We start from the raw sequence: 16,068 nt of genomic DNA on the forward strand, positions 1-16,068 counted from the left end.
ATTTGAGACAAAAGATGGTTGCCAAAAACCCCGGGGTTTTATGAAATACCCCTGAACTGTTTCAAGGAGACTGAATGAAGCGAATGATTCTGCTGGCGCTGGCTCTTTCTGCCTGCACTCACAAGACCCCGGACAAAGCCACCCATGTTCAGCATCTGGCCACCACCTACGTGTCCACCCTGCCGTCTCGGGGCATCGACTATTCTGCGAAAATAGAACGTGTGGCCTTTGGCTCCTGCGCCAATCAGGACGAACCCCAACCGATCTGGAACACCATCGCGGCCACCCACCCGGATCTGTTCCTGTTCACCGGAGACAACATCTATGGCAGCTGGTCCGGTCAGCAACCCCTCGCCGAACAATATCGCAAGCTGGATCTGCTTCCCGAATATCGTGCCGTTCGCGAAAAGGTTCCTTTCATGGCCACCTGGGATGATCATGACTTTGGCCAGCGTGACGGCGGCCAGGAATGGGCCGGCAAAGATGCCGCCCGTCGTGATTTTATGAACTATTGGACCTACACCCGCAACAGCATGCCGCTGGAGCAAGGGGGCGTTTATCACAGCAAAATCATCGGACCGAAAAAACAAATGGTTCAGGTGATTATGCTCGACACTCGTTATTACCGCAGCCCCTTAAAAGAACGCCCGGGCTTTGAAGGCAAAGCGATGAACTATATCCCTCAGGATGAAGGCACCATACTGGGCGAGCCGCAATGGGAGTGGTTTGAAGCCCAACTGAAACGGCCGGCCGATGTGCGCTTTATCGTCAGCAGCATTCAGCTGATTGCCGATGACCCGCAATTTGAAAAATGGGGGAACTTCCCGAAAGAACGTCAAAGATTCTTTGATCTGATAAAATCCACCCGCGCCAAGAATGTGATCGTCATCAGCGGCGACCGTCATATCGCCTCCATCGCCAAAACAGATCTGAAGGGTTATGGCCCGCTTTACGATATCACTGCCAGCTCTCTGAATCGTCCGAATAAATACCCGGACGCCGACAGTCACTATGTAGGCTTGACCTACAATCAGGAAAACTTCGGCCTGGCAGAAATTGACTGGAAAAAGAAAACCGTCGCCATGCAGATTCGCAGCATGGAAAATAAAATTGTAAACTCAGTCGAAATCAAACTGAAGTAGCTACTTGTCCGAAACACTCCAGTCAGGCCTGATGGCGGATTCCCGCGAAGGGCCGCCGTTAAACAAGGTGCGAGCCCAAAGGACGATCTCATCCACCGCCGAATCCAGATGGGTTTCATCCACCACCTGAGTCGGAATATCCAGATGATCCACCGCCAGATTGCGGCTGTCATCCATGGCACTTTCCACTATCACCAGGCCTTTCAGATTGCAGCCTTCCTGACAGACCTGCGCCAGATATTCGGCGCCAACACTCACGCCCACACCGATGATGCGATCTTTATCGACACTGGCGTGATTTTCCAGGAAATTCAAAGCCGCGCGGATGTCCTGCAGCCGCTTGCTGGGGGATTCCCAGGGCTGTGGCGCCAGTTCGTCTTCACTAAAATAACTGTGATCCATGATCAGGGTGATAAATCCCTCGGCACTGACCTCCCGGGCCAGTCTTTCGGTCACCTGAGCCGTGGCCCCGGTCATCGAACCTTCAAAAAGACAGGCCGCAAATATTTCAGAAGAGTCTTCGGGTAAAAAAAGAGTCCCCTCCAGCATGCGACCTTGAGACATGAAATCGACAGTGAGTTTCATGGCGAACCTCCCACTGTCTTTAAAAGTAAAACGAGCTTGCAGAAGGCACACAGGTATTCAGACTAAAATGTCGCAAAACAGCAGACAGCCCCGACGGAGGTCTTTACTCCAGACTGAGCAATTGCAGATTGATCATAAAATTGCGCGCAATACGATAGGCGCGCTCTTTGGCTTCATTCGCCTTAAGACCCACGAAGTGTTCATCGACGGTTTCAACAAAAAGTCGCAGCCACTGTTCAAAGTGCCCGCGTTCCAAATTCAATTTGGTATGTGGAGGAAATGGCCGTCCACGATAAGAGTCTTCACCCAACAGTAAATCCGACCAAAAATTGTAAAGCTTGGGCAAATGTTCTTCCCAATCCACTTTCGCCACATCCGTAAAAATCGGGCCGATATAAGCATCGGCGCGAACTTTCGCATAAAAGCTGTCCACAAGAACCATGACGTCCTCGCGGCTTTCCAGGGGCCTATGTTTCAACAACTGTGCCATACGAAAAGAGATTTTCTAAACGACTCAGAGCTCCCCTCCGATCAAGCCACTTTAAGAGGCTTTCCCAGTCCCCTCGATAATCACCATGAGCTCTTGAACCATGGTATGCATTTGCTGCGAACGTGAAGTTAGAACCTCAGCTGAAGCGGCACATTCCTCCGCTGCGGCGGCATTACTTTGGGTCACTCGATCCAAGTCATTAATGGAAGCATTGATTGATTTCACACCTTGAGCCTGCTCAGTACTGGCCGTGGAAATATCAACGTTCAATCGTGTCAGCTTCTCAATTTGCTGAACTATTTCATTTAACAAAGCACCACTAGTCTGCACAACCTCATGCCCATTTTCAATTTTTTCTACACTATCTTTGATAAGGACTGAGATCTCTTTTGCTGAAATTGCACTTCTTTGCGCCAATGCACGAACTGCCTCAGCAACAACTGCAAAGCCTTTTCCTTGTTCCCCAGCTCGAGCGGCTTCAACCGCTGCATTTAATGCAAGAAGATTTGTCTGAAATGCAATGTCATCAATGACAGTAATAATTTCTTCGATCTTCTTAGAACTCTTAGCGATTTCACTCATCGAATGAATTAACTTTTCAACTTCGTCTTTTCCAGTACACGCCTTTATCTGAGCCTGCTCCGCCAAAGTTCGGGCCGCACTCGTATGTTCGGCATTCAAACGAATCATGCTGGACATCTCCTCGGTCGAAGCTGATGTTTCCTCCAAAGAAGCCGCCGCCGTTGTTGCTGCGGAACTAAGATCACTTGAAGACTTAGAAATTTCAACACTTGCCTGAGCAACCCCGGTACCGGCATCTTGAAGCTTTTCGGCAATTCCCACTAAGGCTGCCATTGGAGTTCGTAAAATAATGAAAGATAAAATTACTGCGACGAGTGAAAGTCCACCAGCCCAACCAATAATATACCAAGTCGCGCTAGTCACAGCCGTTTGAACACCGGCTTTACTTGAAATCACACCAAAAGCACCATGCAACTTGCCGTCCTTCCAGTTTTCCATATTATAACCTAATATATCTTTGCCATTCTTCCAGGGTGAATTCGCCGGATCGCCATGACAATTCATACACCCCTGAGCAGCAGACAGTCTAACCGGACGATATACAATCATATTCTGCTCATTTGATGTTGAAATTTCTTTTAGGTCTGGATTTTCCAAGAACTTCTTTAGAATCTCCAGCTCAGCTGCTGTCGCTTTATTTTCAGCATTGCGTGGCTCATCCGAGAAAATACGAAATACATAGCCTTCTTCTTTTGCGCCTTCCGCGCCAACTTTCATTGCGGCAAAAATCGGAACTTGCTTCAGAATCGTGTGCTTGGCTTCGCTAGGCAGCTTCCCGTCAGGATACATCTCCACGGCCTTCTCGATACTCGCATCCAAACCTCCTTGAGAAGCAATATAAGAACGAACCGCTTCAAGCCTAGAAAGGATAGCCTTTGATTTTTCAATAAGTTGTTGATCTCCTTGCATCGAAATTCGCGCCGAAGACACAAAAACAGCCGCCGTTGTGCAGATAGTACAAGCAAGTGCGATAATCAGAATTACTTTGTTGCTAAATCTCATGTTGCCACTCCTAGAGTATACATAAAAAGGATTGATTACTCTTCGGGCTCCTAATAAATTCAGTTAAGAGGTTCGGCCTCATTTAGAACAATAAAATAGGTTTAGTTAGGGACCTGTTCGATATTGTCAATACGCCATCGTTCCATTAAAAATAGAACGGTCTTTTCTACTTCTCGCTGCAGTTTCTTCCGTTCATGCCGATGAATTTAGTACAAGTTACTCAAAAGGATAAGGTCGGAACATGACGTCAGATGTACGCAAACATCCCCGTGCTCCATTTAAAAACTCATTGGTGGCACATAACAATCAGAAGGTCTACAATGGCATTTGCCACGACATCAGTCCCATCGGATTCAGCTTTACCACCCAGAAAGACAACCTGTTCCTTACCGACTCAAAGATCATCGTCCATTTTAAACCCAACACGAATATCCCGTCGTTCAATGCTCAATGCGAAGTCCTCTCTGTACAGCAGCTTGTAAGCACTAAAAATCCGAACGCAAAGCTTCTTTTCTATAGAATAAAGTTCGTTCAGGTTCCAGCCCATATCATTGAAGCAATACACCAATACGCAACAAGGCACCCATCATCCACCGCCGCATAATAGACCAGGTTAGATCTGCCCAAATACACCAAGAAACAAAGTCTTCGGAAATCTTAACATCGTGTCACAATAAAAAAACCGGTCACGATGACCGGTTCTTCTCCAGGGTATGGGAGCGGGAAGATCCTATGACACGATGTCTAGCGCCAGGTACTGGACGGCTGACAACCCTCAACAGGGCTCCCATAAGCAAAGGTAGCCTGGGCTCGAACTCCCGAGTTGATGTCCTCGGCATAAAAATTCAGGGTTTTATTGAAGGGCTCTGTCAACTGCCGTGCTTTGCAGTAATAAGTCGTCTCTCCGATCGTCCGATCAATTTTGAATGTCTGTGCCAATCCCACATAAGGCGCTGGAGTTTTGCCCATCACCCAATTGCCTTTGTTGGCACAAGTGCCGGAGCCAGCAAACTCAGAGCAATACCGAACTTGGGCTCCCGCAGGAACTCCCGTGAAAATAAATCTTCGCGCACCAGGCGGAGCATAAATTGTCCAGACTTTATGATCCAAAATATCCAGCACGGCTCCAAAAGTATCGCTGTTGGGATCCAGCTGTTCCTCGACAGTAGCAAGAATACGCGGCTGAGGACTACGGACCACCACAGTGTTTTCAACCTGCCCTACATTAGTACACCAACTGGTAAGTGGTGGGGTTCCAGAATGACAGTGCCCATCCATCGTCAAAGGATCTCTCGTCTCATCAACCAGGATCACTTTTCGCGCCACATCGAAGGCGAACTTCAATTGGAAGTTCCAGGTTTTATTGGCGGCATTGTAGGACAATCCTTTTGCTATTGTTTTGGCATAACTGTTTGTTAGGTAAGGAGAACAGTCCCCATGACCACGCAAGCACAATGACGTCTCCAGCTGCGTGATGTATAGTTTTAAATTGCCTTTATTACCACTCAGCCCATAAGCCCGTGCATACACCGTCTGCCCCGGTATAAATACCTTCTGTGGAGTCCCGTTGGGTGTGCTCGAAAAAACCAGCCGTGGGGTAATAATATCTTCTTCGGCAGCAGGAGCCGCACTGTGAGTTGATGCCTCCGCAACGCCACTTTGATAGGGGCTGTCTAAATCAACCATATCATTAGATGGAATTTGCGAGCTGAATTCTGCGCTTCCCATATCATCAAACTTAGCCTGTGAACAGTTTTGAAAAAGGACACTTGTGATGCCAGCCACTACAAGCAATCCCCCAAAGACAGACACCGAACGAATCGTTCTTCTATTCATGATTCACCCCCAATGGAACTATCGGAAAGCAGCTCTTATTTCTTTACGAGCAGGCCGTATTTACTGTTCTAATCGGCAACACATCTATAGCGACAGGTTACCGCACTTGTGAAAGGTGGACGTAGCGGATTATACGTTTCGCGGGTTTCCCCAATTTCACAACTAGTGCCATAGCTGATGATTATAAAAGGATGACATCGGCTATCACTACCTCCTGACGTAGCTCTCCATGCGCCCCTAGGACCTCCAGGCCCCGGTGTTGGCGTAGGAGTAGGACCCGGCGTTGGCGCCGGAACTCCCGGCGGCCCAGGTGGCCCAGCAACTGTGGTCCCCATAGGTCCTTTAAACTCCGCCAAAGGAACACAGCCTTCCGAGTCCGCTGTAACCGTGGAACCTGATGCGTTGGTGAACGACTGAGCATGCCCAATAAACATCATGTCGCCTTTGTTCACACATGTTATAACAGGTGAATCCGCATCGGAAGAGTCTCGAGGCCTACTTATTGATTGCATATTGTACTTAGCAACATGCCAGCGGTCGGGTTTACTCGTTGAAAAACGAACACTCACCTTCTCCGACGGGAAATGGCAGCCCGGTGCTCCGTCACACACAATCTGCCAGAAGACTCTGGCTTTAAATACACATGTATCTACTGCTCCATAGTTGCCACACGGCTGCATCGAGTAATTCATACCCGAAGCCCCATTCAAGGTTTCCACTAAAATTGTTTTGTCGGACTTGTATAAATTAATCGGAATCGCAGCGCCTGGAACACAGGTATGTGGTGAATTCAGCATACATCGTAAAGATAAATTTCTTTTTTTGGTTTCTTCCCAAGACTGGGGGCTGGTGATATGTGCCAAAATATTTTGCCGCATGGTCACCAATGAAGTATAAACCTCATTGGCCTGCTGCCTTTGCAACTGTTCTGTCATCATTTTTAAACTCACCGACAGCACAATTCCAAGCAGAGCAACACCAACCAGAGCTTCAACCAGCGTAAAACCTTTATTGTTTTGGTGTGGTTTGCCCTTCATGATCATGGACAGACTCCTTGAGGACCTGGGGGGCCCGGCGGGCCACTGTCTCCTTTGGCACCAAAAAATGCAGCATAAGGAATACAACCTCGCTGATCTGCCGTGTGTGTGCCTACCTTTGCACCCGGACCAACAAATATCCCACCGGTCAGCCCACATGCTACCGCAGGGGAAACATTATCCGCCAGCTGCATTCGAGTTTGCTCTGTTAAGTTGTAATTTTGAGTATTAAAAGCCATTCCCCTGCTACTCCCTGGAGAAAATGTAAATCGCACAGAAATATACTCTTGATATTTAACCTCTGCTGCATTTGTGGGAAACGAAGCACATGTCGCAGGTGTACAAGCCCCACGCCAGAACAACTCTACTCGCAAAGGACATCTGTCATTACCTGCAGGCGTATAGCTATCACACGGTTCACCATACGCAGTAAAACCCATGTTTGGAGCTGGATCTAAAATAACCGCGCCTGAACTATCCAAAAAGCGGAGTCTTGCAATTTGATCGGGCTTCGCCGGATTACAATACGTCTGGTTCGAAGAGATGCATCTCATAACAGCACTATTAGCTTGAAATGTTCTACTCCATGCTCCTTGATTCCCTAACAAAGCCACAATATTCTGGCGAATAGCCAAGGCTGATGTTTTAAAGTTCAACTCTCTGTGGCGTTTGTCCTGCGTTTCCATGATCTGCATAATGCCTAGGTTAACAATGCTCATAACTGCCATTACCATCAGAACCTGAACCGCAGACATCCCTCGAGTATTACTTAAGATTGTCATGGGGCCTCTCCAATACTGAAAAACACTCTTCTCTTGGAATCATCGGTATTTTCAGAAAATTGGAAAGATCCGCACAATCAAAACCGTTCTACAAGGGGCAGAACAAATTCCCATGAAAGAGTTCTGTAAATCTCAGAACAAAAATCAATAAATCTTGCTCAATACCTTTAGCCGGCCCGCCGATAAATATTACCTCGGAGGGGAAAATGAAAACATGTAGGCTTATGCGCCACGCAGTTCTTTTCAGTTCAGTATTCTTTCTGGTCATTACCTTTCAAAACTGCTCAAAAGTGCAGTTTGCTGATGCGCCACTTTCGGAAGACACAGTAACGGCTCTTCCCACAGATCCAATCGGCAGCCTCACCTGTTCATTTAATGGAGAAACTTTGCAAGATGGCGAAGGTGCCCTGGCCTTTTTAAACTCTACAGTTCCAGCAGGTTCGGAATGCCAATCTGAAGACCGGATTTGTTCTGATGGGCAGCTTTCTGGATCCTATAACTATGCAAGCTGCACCGTGGGGGACTATGCCTCCTGCCTATTCGATGGAAGAACTATTTCTCATGGCCAATCTGTCAAAGCCTATCAAAACTCATCAGTGTCCTATGGATCCAATTGCCAAGAGGAATCTCGGACTTGTACGAATGGTGTCCTTAGCGGATCTTACGCATTTTCCAGCTGTGCGATCAATCAGCCAGCATCTTGCCTATTTAATGGTCAAACCGTAGCCCACGGACAAAGTATTAATGCCTATGCAACCTCCAGTGTTGCCTTTGGAATGACTTGCAACTCACAACAACGTACATGCAACAATGGAGCTTTAAGTGGCAGCTACCAATATGGAAACTGCGCTGTCGCACAGCCTGCATCATGTCTATTTAACGGACAGACTATTGCTCATGGTCAAAGTATTCCCGCATTTCTTACCTCTAGCGTAAGCTATGGTAGCACTTGCACATCGCAATCCCGCACATGTACCAATGGGGCCCTGAGTGGAAGCTATCAGTATGGCAGCTGTTCCGCAGCACAGCCAGCCTCGTGTCTGCTCAACGGACAAACCATTGCTCATGGCCAAGGCGTTACCACCTATGCAGCTTCGTCAGTGGCCTATGGCCAAACCTGTGCCTCTCAAGTCCGTCAGTGTGTGAACGGCTCCCTTTCCGGCAGCTATAGCAATACCAGCTGCTATGTCCAGCCTGCTCCTGCTTCATGTACATTCAATGGAGCATCGGTTGCGCACGGCAAGTCTATCAGGGCATACCAAAGCCCATCCGGCGCACCAAGTTGCCAGTCAGAAAATAGAACCTGCACCAACGGCACTTTATCCGGTAGCTTCACCTACAATACCTGTACGTCTAGTAGAATGGCATGGACCTCACATCAAGTGACATTCAGCCCTTGCTCAGGTCCGACATTAGCTGATGGACGAACAAAAATTCAATGCAGTGAAAGCAACAAAGGGCAGTTCCTTCCCGGTGAATGGTGTGGTGCATCTGGATGGACTTGCACTAGACTCACGTACATTTACGAGGGCGCCGGAAGTAACGTTATATACGACCCACCTGCACCCTAGATAACTCATCATCAATGGCCGCTTCAGGACTTTGCCTGAAGCGGCCATCATTTCGAAATAGTCCAGAGGAGATATGTACCTGACCAGGAAGAAATTCTTACCACTATACTGCTGGTGCTTCCTTGGGGGCGCCACTGGTTGGGCACAATGCCCAACAAAAATAGAGCAAGTCACCGTCAATGGTGAATCCATGTCACCATTACTGCACCATCATCAAGAATTGAAATTGGATCTTAATTATTACTCATGCCGTCCTGTCAAACGTGGCGACATTGTTGCTTTTGAAGTTCCAGGCAAAAAGAACCGCATTATCAAACGAGTACTGGCAATACCCGCCGATAAATTCGAATATAAAGATCGACGGATTCACATCAATGGTCTGATTCAGAAAAACTCAAAAAATTTAGAGTATATTCTTGAGTCTAAGATGCTAAAGCTATTTGCAGCTTCTTATCCCGTTGTACCGAAAGACAGCTATCTAGTATTAGGTGACAACCCTGGGGGCAGCTTTGATGGCTCGAAGTACGGCTTTATCAGCCGTCAACAGATTGTTGGTCGTATAATAAACCTACCCAAACCCTAATCTTCTAAGACAATCAGAACATAAAAAGCTCACATTCCTTAAGCCCGACGAAGGGTTGGCCGATAAACTCTTACGCCTTAGTGCGTGGGGAATGAAAATGGCACATTTAAAAAGAAAACTGAAAATTGGGGCACTAGTAATTGCAACTGGCTTTATGACTTCTTTATTCTTTGTAAACTGCTCTCAGGTCGCCTTCACTCCTGACTTTTCATCTTATTCTCAAGGAAAGTATTCTTCCAATTTTAAGGTCGATGAGGACACAGCTTTAATAGATATTATTAATACAGAGAAACTTCTGTCAGATATGGGTACCCCCACAGCCAAACCTGAAATTAAAATTGTAGCGCCTCCCAAAAATGGAAGTCTGAAGTCTTTTGACGCCACCAGCGGAAGATTTGAATACATTCCCAACCTCAATTTCTTTGGTGATGACAGCTTCCACTTTCAAATCGTTGTGAATGACCCTAAAACAAAAGATCCTATAGTGATTTCGCAGACTGCTTCAATCCGAGTGCATCCTATTAATGATGCACCCGTAGTGGAAAATAAAGAAGTCGGCGTGGTTTCTGCCAATGGAACTGGTGATATTGTCATTTCAGCAACTGATGTTGACGATCAAACCTTGACATACTCAGTTTCATCCTTTTCGCAAGGTGGAAGTGCTCAATCCAAGGGCGGCAACAAATTCTCTTATTTTCCAAAGTGTGGTTTTAGTGGTGTCGATAGCTTAACTGTGCGTGTGACAGATCCCCATGGCAGTGTTGGCACCGGAGTTGTCACAGTTCGAGTCACCCCAGACACCGGATCTTTGACTTTAAACCGAACACTGGCCCAAGACACTACCTTGAATGACAGTCTACAGTCTCTTTTAGGACGCTGTATATCCTTAGGAAGTGGAAGTACGCTATCGGTCGGGACGCATCCCGCCAAAGGCACCATTTCCAATATTCAATCATCAAGTCTTTCTTATTCATATAAACCGAATGCGGGGTTTTATGGTTCAGATACCGCATCCCTGGTTGTTCGCAATGGTAGCTATCAAAGAAATGTCACCGTAAACTTTACGGTGACTCATGTAAACAAGCTGCCCACCCTTAAAAAAACCTCCTATGAAGTTTATCAAAACAACTTCTTAGTATTTAATCTGGAAATCAACGATCCAGATGACAGCAATGTCCAATCCTTCTTAACCTCGACGCGACAGAATAAAATCACTACAAATCTAGGAGCCACGCTCGAGGCCATGGCTGGAACAAATGAATACCGTTATACACCTCCAGCGGGATTGAAAGATGTCACAGACTCTGCAAAGTTCTATTTGTTCGACAAAGCACAACAGGCCGTACCGGTGACAGTCACATTCAGTATTCTGGCAAATCCGCTTCTGGTTTTAAAGCCCGGCCTGGCAGTTCGTGGCCTTTCCTGCACAATCTGCCACGCACAAATCAATGCTAGCGTCATTACAGACTTTGGGCATGGATCTAGCTTTGCCAGTCCCGATGGCGGTTGGTCTCAAGACCCATACAACAGCACTTCTGTTGGGGTCTATGACAAATCCAAACCAATAGATCCAAAAACCAATACCGCTTCCATTCTTGAAGTGATTCGAACTTGGGAGTCAGGAAATATCACGCAAACTCTCCATGTGCCTAATCGTGAGGGAAATTACACTTTCGACTTTGAACCTTATCCTACATACCTGCGAAAACTCACTCCAAAGTTTTATGATATAGTCACCTTTCCTTATGGAGACTCCCGCGACCTCCTTACCGGGTCACTGGCCGGGTCTTCTATACTGTCACCTAGGTCAATGGGACGAGTACAAGGCTACAACGAAATCTATATTGGCGCACCAACAGAAAGTGATATCAGAAACCGCATGACTAACACAAATGCCACCCATGACATCAAGGGAGCCCTGCAAGGAATGGACTGGCGCAATGGTGTAACGAAAAGCTACTTCACAAATACCAGCACCGTAAACTGCGAAGGAGATATCATCGTTCGCGGTACCGTTTTGATAAACTCTGCCAACATTAGAACAACCAAGGGGTGCAGGATATATGCAACCGGCCCTATTTTTGTTCAAGGGCCTTTGAATATCTCATCACCTACATCCGACGGCACGCGCTCAAACCTGCAACTGTCTAGCTCCGTAGCCATCATGATGGGAGTCGGTTTAGAGGCCCTCGAAGCACGTGGCTGGCCCTATGAGCTGAAAACTCGTGGTGATACTGGGGGAACCCAGATAATAAGCCAGGTGCGGTCAGAAGCAGAAAACCTAAGATCCGTCCTTCAAGATGCAATGAGACACAACTCCCGCAAAGTTCAGTTCTCTCGACTGCTTTTGAATGCACCGCAAGTTCACAGTCGATATAATGACCACTTCCGTGGCACTATCATTGCCGAGATCGCGGTGATGTCACCAGGAGAATTTGTTTACTCCTTCGACGACGTCTTTCTGCTCCCTGGGGTGGAGGTACTTCCGTTACTCCCAGGAACAAAAATCTTGAAAGTGCAATAAACCATTAACTGGCCCCCTCTTCTGTGGCCTGACCTGCTCTGGTGTGTTCGCTGCGAAAAAAGCTTCGCAGCAGCCACTAAAAGCCGCTTAGGCACAATCAAAAGTTCGCCCCCAGCGTAACACACCAAGTGCAAGCCCCTCCCTGTTTACAGAGATGCATCAATCGGTTGATTCGAAAAACTTGGTGTACGACGAAAAAGCCTGGCGAGTTGGCCGGGCATATAGCGATTTATGCTTTGGAGCATAACAGGAGGCTGGCCGGCGCATCACCCACATTATATGCGTCACTTTCAAATCTAACGGGTGGGACAATTTCCTTCCACCTTTGCAGATGCCATCTCATTCATTGCAACGAAATAAACGCGGGCATTCAAGTTGAATTGTTCAAGAACGACTACTGCCGCTCTTGCCTAAAGCGTTTTGGATAGTGCCCCTGCAGAGAGTTTTCTCGGTCTTTTGACGGACCATTTAGAGCTAGACGGTTGCAAAATAATACAAGATGTAGAAAAGGATGTGACGAGGGTACAGATCATACTTTCCTAAGGGTCTTTGAAGATGATTCCAGTGCTGTCGCCTCCCTCAGACGAGGGACCCCAAGTTACGACACTGCCATCGGATTTTAACGCGGCAAAGGCAGTATCAGTGCTAAATATCTGCACTACTCCGGAGTCCGCGGCGGTCACGCGAGCCGACGAAGAGCTTATTCAGGAAGTTTTTCATTATCGTCGAGGAAAAGTGGGAGCCCGCACAATCAAGATGCTGATGTTCAGATATTTTTGGATGCACTTAAGAGGGTTCGCCGTATTATGAAAAAGTACGAACTAAAGGCACAGCTTATCCAGATTTTTAACTCTTCCGCTTGTGACAGTTGGGATAGGAAATTTACTAAGCGAACTACCCGATGCAACACGGAGGGGTCTAATCATACATTCGGATCAAGGGTATCACTATACATCGAGCCCATATGGGAACCTACTGAGTTCATACGGGGTTACTCAATCGATGTCCAGGCGAGGAAATTGCCTCGATAATGCTCCGATTGAAAGCTTTTTTGGCCATCTGAAGGATGAACTGGATACACAGAGTTGCAAAAGTTACGAGGACTTGGTAGCAGAGGTGGATAGATATATCTACTATTACAATAACGAACGCCCACAGTGGGGGTTAAAAGGAAAAACCCCGGCGGAGTACCGAGGTTTTACTTAAAAGGCCTTTTATTTATCTGTCCAGTTTATGGGGTACAGATGAACATACCGGCCTTTTCTATTCATCATTTCACAGTCTCTATTTAGTTACTGCAAGGTTCATTGGTCCCTTTATGATAGCAACCGCCGCCAGCGCTAGTCCATCCAGCACCAGGATTGCCCATCTCACAGCGGAAATAGACTTTGGTTTTACGATCAGTACAGAAGTACTTTTCCTGATACGGACGATGGTAGCATCCCCCACCAACATCTCTCCAGCCTGGCATTGCACCATTGCATTCACAGGCGAACTCTGTCAACCCCGTGCTATTCCCAAAAGTGCCTGTGCTTTTACAAACAGCCTGTGATGGGCTATTCACTTTACAGGTTTCATAGGTATATGAGCCATTCAGTAACCCATTGTTACATGTACGCACTTGTGAAGAACAAGTACTTCCCTGATTCACCGAAGCCGCTAGATACGCCGTTACACTAGCACCATGCGCCACTGTCCGGCCAGCAAAGGAACAACTAGCGGGCGTAGGTGTTGGGGGAGGCGTTGGTACTGGTGCAGGCGTGGATGTGTTTTTGGATGGCCTATGATAACAGCCACCACCCACATTAACCCAACCAGACATATCACCTGTACAATCACAGGCAAAATCAGTCGCGGTCGCCCCACTTCCGAAGCTACCCGTGCTTTCACAGACCATTTGCGATGGCGGAACTGGTGGCACAGGTACCGGCGCTGGAGTCGTGGAAGGAGGTGGTGTCGAAGAACCGTCCTGTGGAATAACCACGGATCCCCCTGCCGTAATCACAACATTAGGTCCTCCTGATTTTGAAACGCCCTGAACATCAATTCTTCGACCTGCAAATCTTCGTGTTTGTTCAGCAGACAGGTCATAACGGAATCTGTAGTTACCTTTATAGGCAGCGCATGATGCGCGGACCTGATTTTCACTTTGCAGATTTGCTCGTGATGTGCCAATCACTTCCGAACCAGCATAAATATTCAGGTCAATGGACTCATTGACAGTCTGGTCACAGGCCCATCCAGAAACAGAAGCCTTACCATCTGTTACTTGAAGATCATAGTATCCCATGACTGTTGGCTTAGGCAGATCATCACAACGAATTCTTGCAATTGCCACAGACTGCTGAGAACGCGTGGCACCGGTCGTCACATCATGACGTTCATTCGTTCTGAATCTTGCATAAATTTCATTGCCGCTGACAACATATCCGGGACTGTTCTGAGAGCGCAATTGCTCCAGACTGCCCGCGCGCTGCAGTTCCTGAATATTGCATCGTTGACCAATGCCTACAAAGCGAACCAACGGCGAAACTTCATTCATCCCCATGCCAGAGAACTGCACCCGCACCAAAGGGTCTGGGTTCTTGGTAAAGTCACTAAGAACGTCACTACGTCTGAAAACAACAGTGTATTCATACCCTGACAGCATACTAAACTTATTATTCATCCCTCTTACATTGGGAAGCAGCAAGTAATCGAAACTGCGATCCAAATCCACGTTTGGATTATTTACAGGCATGGAAGAAGGACCATCATTTCTATATACAAGGAATGGCGTCCCACCACCTCCCTTATAGCTGTTGTTCACAGCCATATAGATACTGCTTACACTTCTCTGCCCATCACAGACTACAAATCCGTCATACCCAGCTTGGGAACGGCAACCTGGGTAATTAATAAACTCATTCTGAGGAACAACAATAGAGCCAGCCCGCCCAGTCAAAGTTCCGTCTAAATCCTTTTGATGTGTTCCGTTGGTGATATCATACCAACCCATCGTGAAATTCTTTTGAATAATTTCCTTACCCCAACCTAATGAAAACTTATAAACCAGATTGCTGGGTGACATGTAAATGCCCGACGATAAATTCATATATTTATTATGGCCACCGATATCGGCAAATGCAGCAGATGTAATATCGTAGTCGGTTCCGTGAGTATTCACAATAGTCTTCTGAGTGGAGAAATTAAGGAAGTTCACGTTATGCACCTCTGCAGGTCCATCATAAAGAACTACACCCGTCGGCTGCTTGCCCCTAAAGTTTCCATCCACATACATATACTTCTGATCGCTGGCACCATGATTATTACTGCGCGCGATAATTGTAGAATTCGTAAGCGACTGATTGAAGCCCACCCACCAGTTCCAACCATTATCAGCCAAAATATTGCGATCAAATATCGCGGTATTTCCACGGTAATAGATCCCCGTGAATCTGTTTTTAAATACAGAAAGGTTACTATAAACTGGCGTTACTGAAGGTTCATAGTGTGCCAGCTCTATAAGTTTGTCATGAGGGTTGCGTGGATTATTAGCGCTTTGTCCACGTGTTGCTCCATCCCAATTCATACCCACATCATTTGTGTGAGCCACGTTATTGGAAAAATCTGTCGTAGGCATTTTATTCGGACGTGCAACAACTCGCTGTCCAGCGATAGTTACCGGCTCATTGGCAATAATACGGCCATTCGTATTTGGGAATTCGCCAGTAGTAAACGACATCCAGATTCCAGTGCCCTCGGTTCCTGACACTACGTTTTCGCGAACGATATTTCTAGGATTAGAAATCCAAAATCCTGACATCGCCGCAGCTCGGTCGGGTGAAAAGCCACCCTCTCGGTCAGACTCAAGCAAAATTTTGTCTGCCAAAGGACGTCGTCCATACATCGCAAGATTTCCGATCAGGATATTATCGATTTCATCATGATCTTC

11 protein-coding genes and 1 pseudogene are annotated in these 16,068 nt (G+C 47.0%); 5 read left to right on the forward strand and 7 right to left on the reverse strand.

From position 1 onward, the window contains the following. The first annotated feature begins 74 nt into the window (after window positions 1-74). On the forward strand, window positions 75-1,142 hold the full coding sequence (locus AC04MQ_RS17685; protein ID WP_475392723.1) for an alkaline phosphatase D family protein: 1,068 nt from the start codon (window positions 75-77) through the stop codon (window positions 1,140-1,142). On the opposite strand, the gene AC04MQ_RS17690 is transcribed toward AC04MQ_RS17685, so the two are convergent. From AC04MQ_RS17690 to AC04MQ_RS17700, 3 genes are all read right to left on the reverse strand, one after another. Then, on the reverse strand, window positions 1,143-1,727 hold the full coding sequence (locus AC04MQ_RS17690; RefSeq protein WP_475392724.1) for an alpha/beta hydrolase family protein: 585 nt from the start codon (window positions 1,725-1,727) through the stop codon (window positions 1,143-1,145). It lies immediately after the preceding gene. A gap of 103 nt (window positions 1,728-1,830) precedes the next feature. Beyond that, window positions 1,831-2,217: a group III truncated hemoglobin gene (locus AC04MQ_RS17695; RefSeq protein ID WP_475392725.1), complete on the reverse strand. Its 387-nt coding sequence runs from the start codon at window positions 2,215-2,217 to the stop codon at window positions 1,831-1,833. Window positions 2,218-2,268: 51 nt separating this feature from the next. Further along, window positions 2,269-3,801, reverse strand: a complete 1,533-nt coding sequence (locus AC04MQ_RS17700; RefSeq protein WP_475392726.1) for a methyl-accepting chemotaxis protein — start codon at window positions 3,799-3,801, stop codon at window positions 2,269-2,271. 241 nt (window positions 3,802-4,042) lie between these two features. Between AC04MQ_RS17700 and AC04MQ_RS17705 the strand changes: the two genes are divergently transcribed. Next, window positions 4,043-4,405, forward strand: coding sequence for a PilZ domain-containing protein (locus AC04MQ_RS17705; protein ID WP_475392727.1), 363 nt, complete (start codon window positions 4,043-4,045; stop codon window positions 4,403-4,405). Between the two features lie 140 nt (window positions 4,406-4,545). On the opposite strand, the gene AC04MQ_RS17710 is transcribed toward AC04MQ_RS17705, so the two are convergent. The 3 genes from AC04MQ_RS17710 to AC04MQ_RS17720 all read right to left on the reverse strand — a co-directional run bounded on the left by AC04MQ_RS17710 (window position 4,546) and on the right by AC04MQ_RS17720 (window position 7,456). Beyond that, window positions 4,546-5,637: a hypothetical protein gene (locus AC04MQ_RS17710; protein ID WP_475392728.1), complete on the reverse strand. Its 1,092-nt coding sequence runs from the start codon at window positions 5,635-5,637 to the stop codon at window positions 4,546-4,548. Window positions 5,638-5,705: 68 nt separating this feature from the next. After that, window positions 5,706-6,680, reverse strand: a complete 975-nt coding sequence (locus AC04MQ_RS17715) for a type II secretion system protein (protein ID WP_475392729.1) — start codon at window positions 6,678-6,680, stop codon at window positions 5,706-5,708. After that, window positions 6,677-7,456 (reverse strand): hypothetical protein, encoded by a 780-nt coding sequence (locus AC04MQ_RS17720; RefSeq protein ID WP_475392730.1) that lies wholly within the window; start codon window positions 7,454-7,456, stop codon window positions 6,677-6,679. Before AC04MQ_RS17720 ends, AC04MQ_RS17715 begins: the two co-directional genes overlap by 4 nt. A 1,644-nt stretch (window positions 7,457-9,100) precedes the next feature. Between AC04MQ_RS17720 and lepB the strand changes: the two genes are divergently transcribed. From lepB to AC04MQ_RS17735, 3 genes are all read left to right on the forward strand, one after another. Continuing rightward, window positions 9,101-9,610, forward strand: coding sequence for a signal peptidase I (gene lepB, locus AC04MQ_RS17725; protein WP_475392731.1), 510 nt, complete (start codon window positions 9,101-9,103; stop codon window positions 9,608-9,610). Window positions 9,611-9,707: 97 nt separating this feature from the next. Beyond that, window positions 9,708-12,134: a tandem-95 repeat protein gene (locus AC04MQ_RS17730; protein WP_475392732.1), complete on the forward strand. Its 2,427-nt coding sequence runs from the start codon at window positions 9,708-9,710 to the stop codon at window positions 12,132-12,134. 861 nt (window positions 12,135-12,995) lie between these two features. Beyond that, window positions 12,996-13,340, forward strand: coding sequence for a transposase (locus AC04MQ_RS17735; RefSeq protein ID WP_475392733.1), 345 nt, complete (start codon window positions 12,996-12,998; stop codon window positions 13,338-13,340). Between the two features lie 82 nt (window positions 13,341-13,422). Here AC04MQ_RS17735 and AC04MQ_RS17740 read toward each other — a convergent pair. After that, window positions 13,423-16,068 (reverse strand): annotated as a pseudogene (locus AC04MQ_RS17740) (hypothetical protein); the annotation flags it as partial.

This window comes from Bdellovibrio sp. MYbb2 (assembly GCF_056175685.1).

Coding starts and splice junctions, on each gene's coding strand:
- AC04MQ_RS17695 (WP_475392725.1), bottom strand. CDS start 2,217: ATGGCACAGTTGTTGAAACATAGGCCCCTGGAAAGCCGCGAGGACGTC.
- lepB (WP_475392731.1), top strand. CDS start 9,101: ATGTACCTGACCAGGAAGAAATTCTTACCACTATACTGCTGGTGCTTC.
- AC04MQ_RS17685 (WP_475392723.1), top strand. CDS start 75: ATGAAGCGAATGATTCTGCTGGCGCTGGCTCTTTCTGCCTGCACTCAC.
- AC04MQ_RS17690 (WP_475392724.1), bottom strand. CDS start 1,727: ATGAAACTCACTGTCGATTTCATGTCTCAAGGTCGCATGCTGGAGGGG.
- AC04MQ_RS17720 (WP_475392730.1), bottom strand. CDS start 7,456: ATGACAATCTTAAGTAATACTCGAGGGATGTCTGCGGTTCAGGTTCTG.
- AC04MQ_RS17715 (WP_475392729.1), bottom strand. CDS start 6,680: ATGATCATGAAGGGCAAACCACACCAAAACAATAAAGGTTTTACGCTG.
- AC04MQ_RS17700 (WP_475392726.1), bottom strand. CDS start 3,801: ATGAGATTTAGCAACAAAGTAATTCTGATTATCGCACTTGCTTGTACT.
- AC04MQ_RS17710 (WP_475392728.1), bottom strand. CDS start 5,637: ATGAATAGAAGAACGATTCGTTCGGTGTCTGTCTTTGGGGGATTGCTT.
- AC04MQ_RS17730 (WP_475392732.1), top strand. CDS start 9,708: ATGGCACATTTAAAAAGAAAACTGAAAATTGGGGCACTAGTAATTGCA.
- AC04MQ_RS17705 (WP_475392727.1), top strand. CDS start 4,043: ATGACGTCAGATGTACGCAAACATCCCCGTGCTCCATTTAAAAACTCA.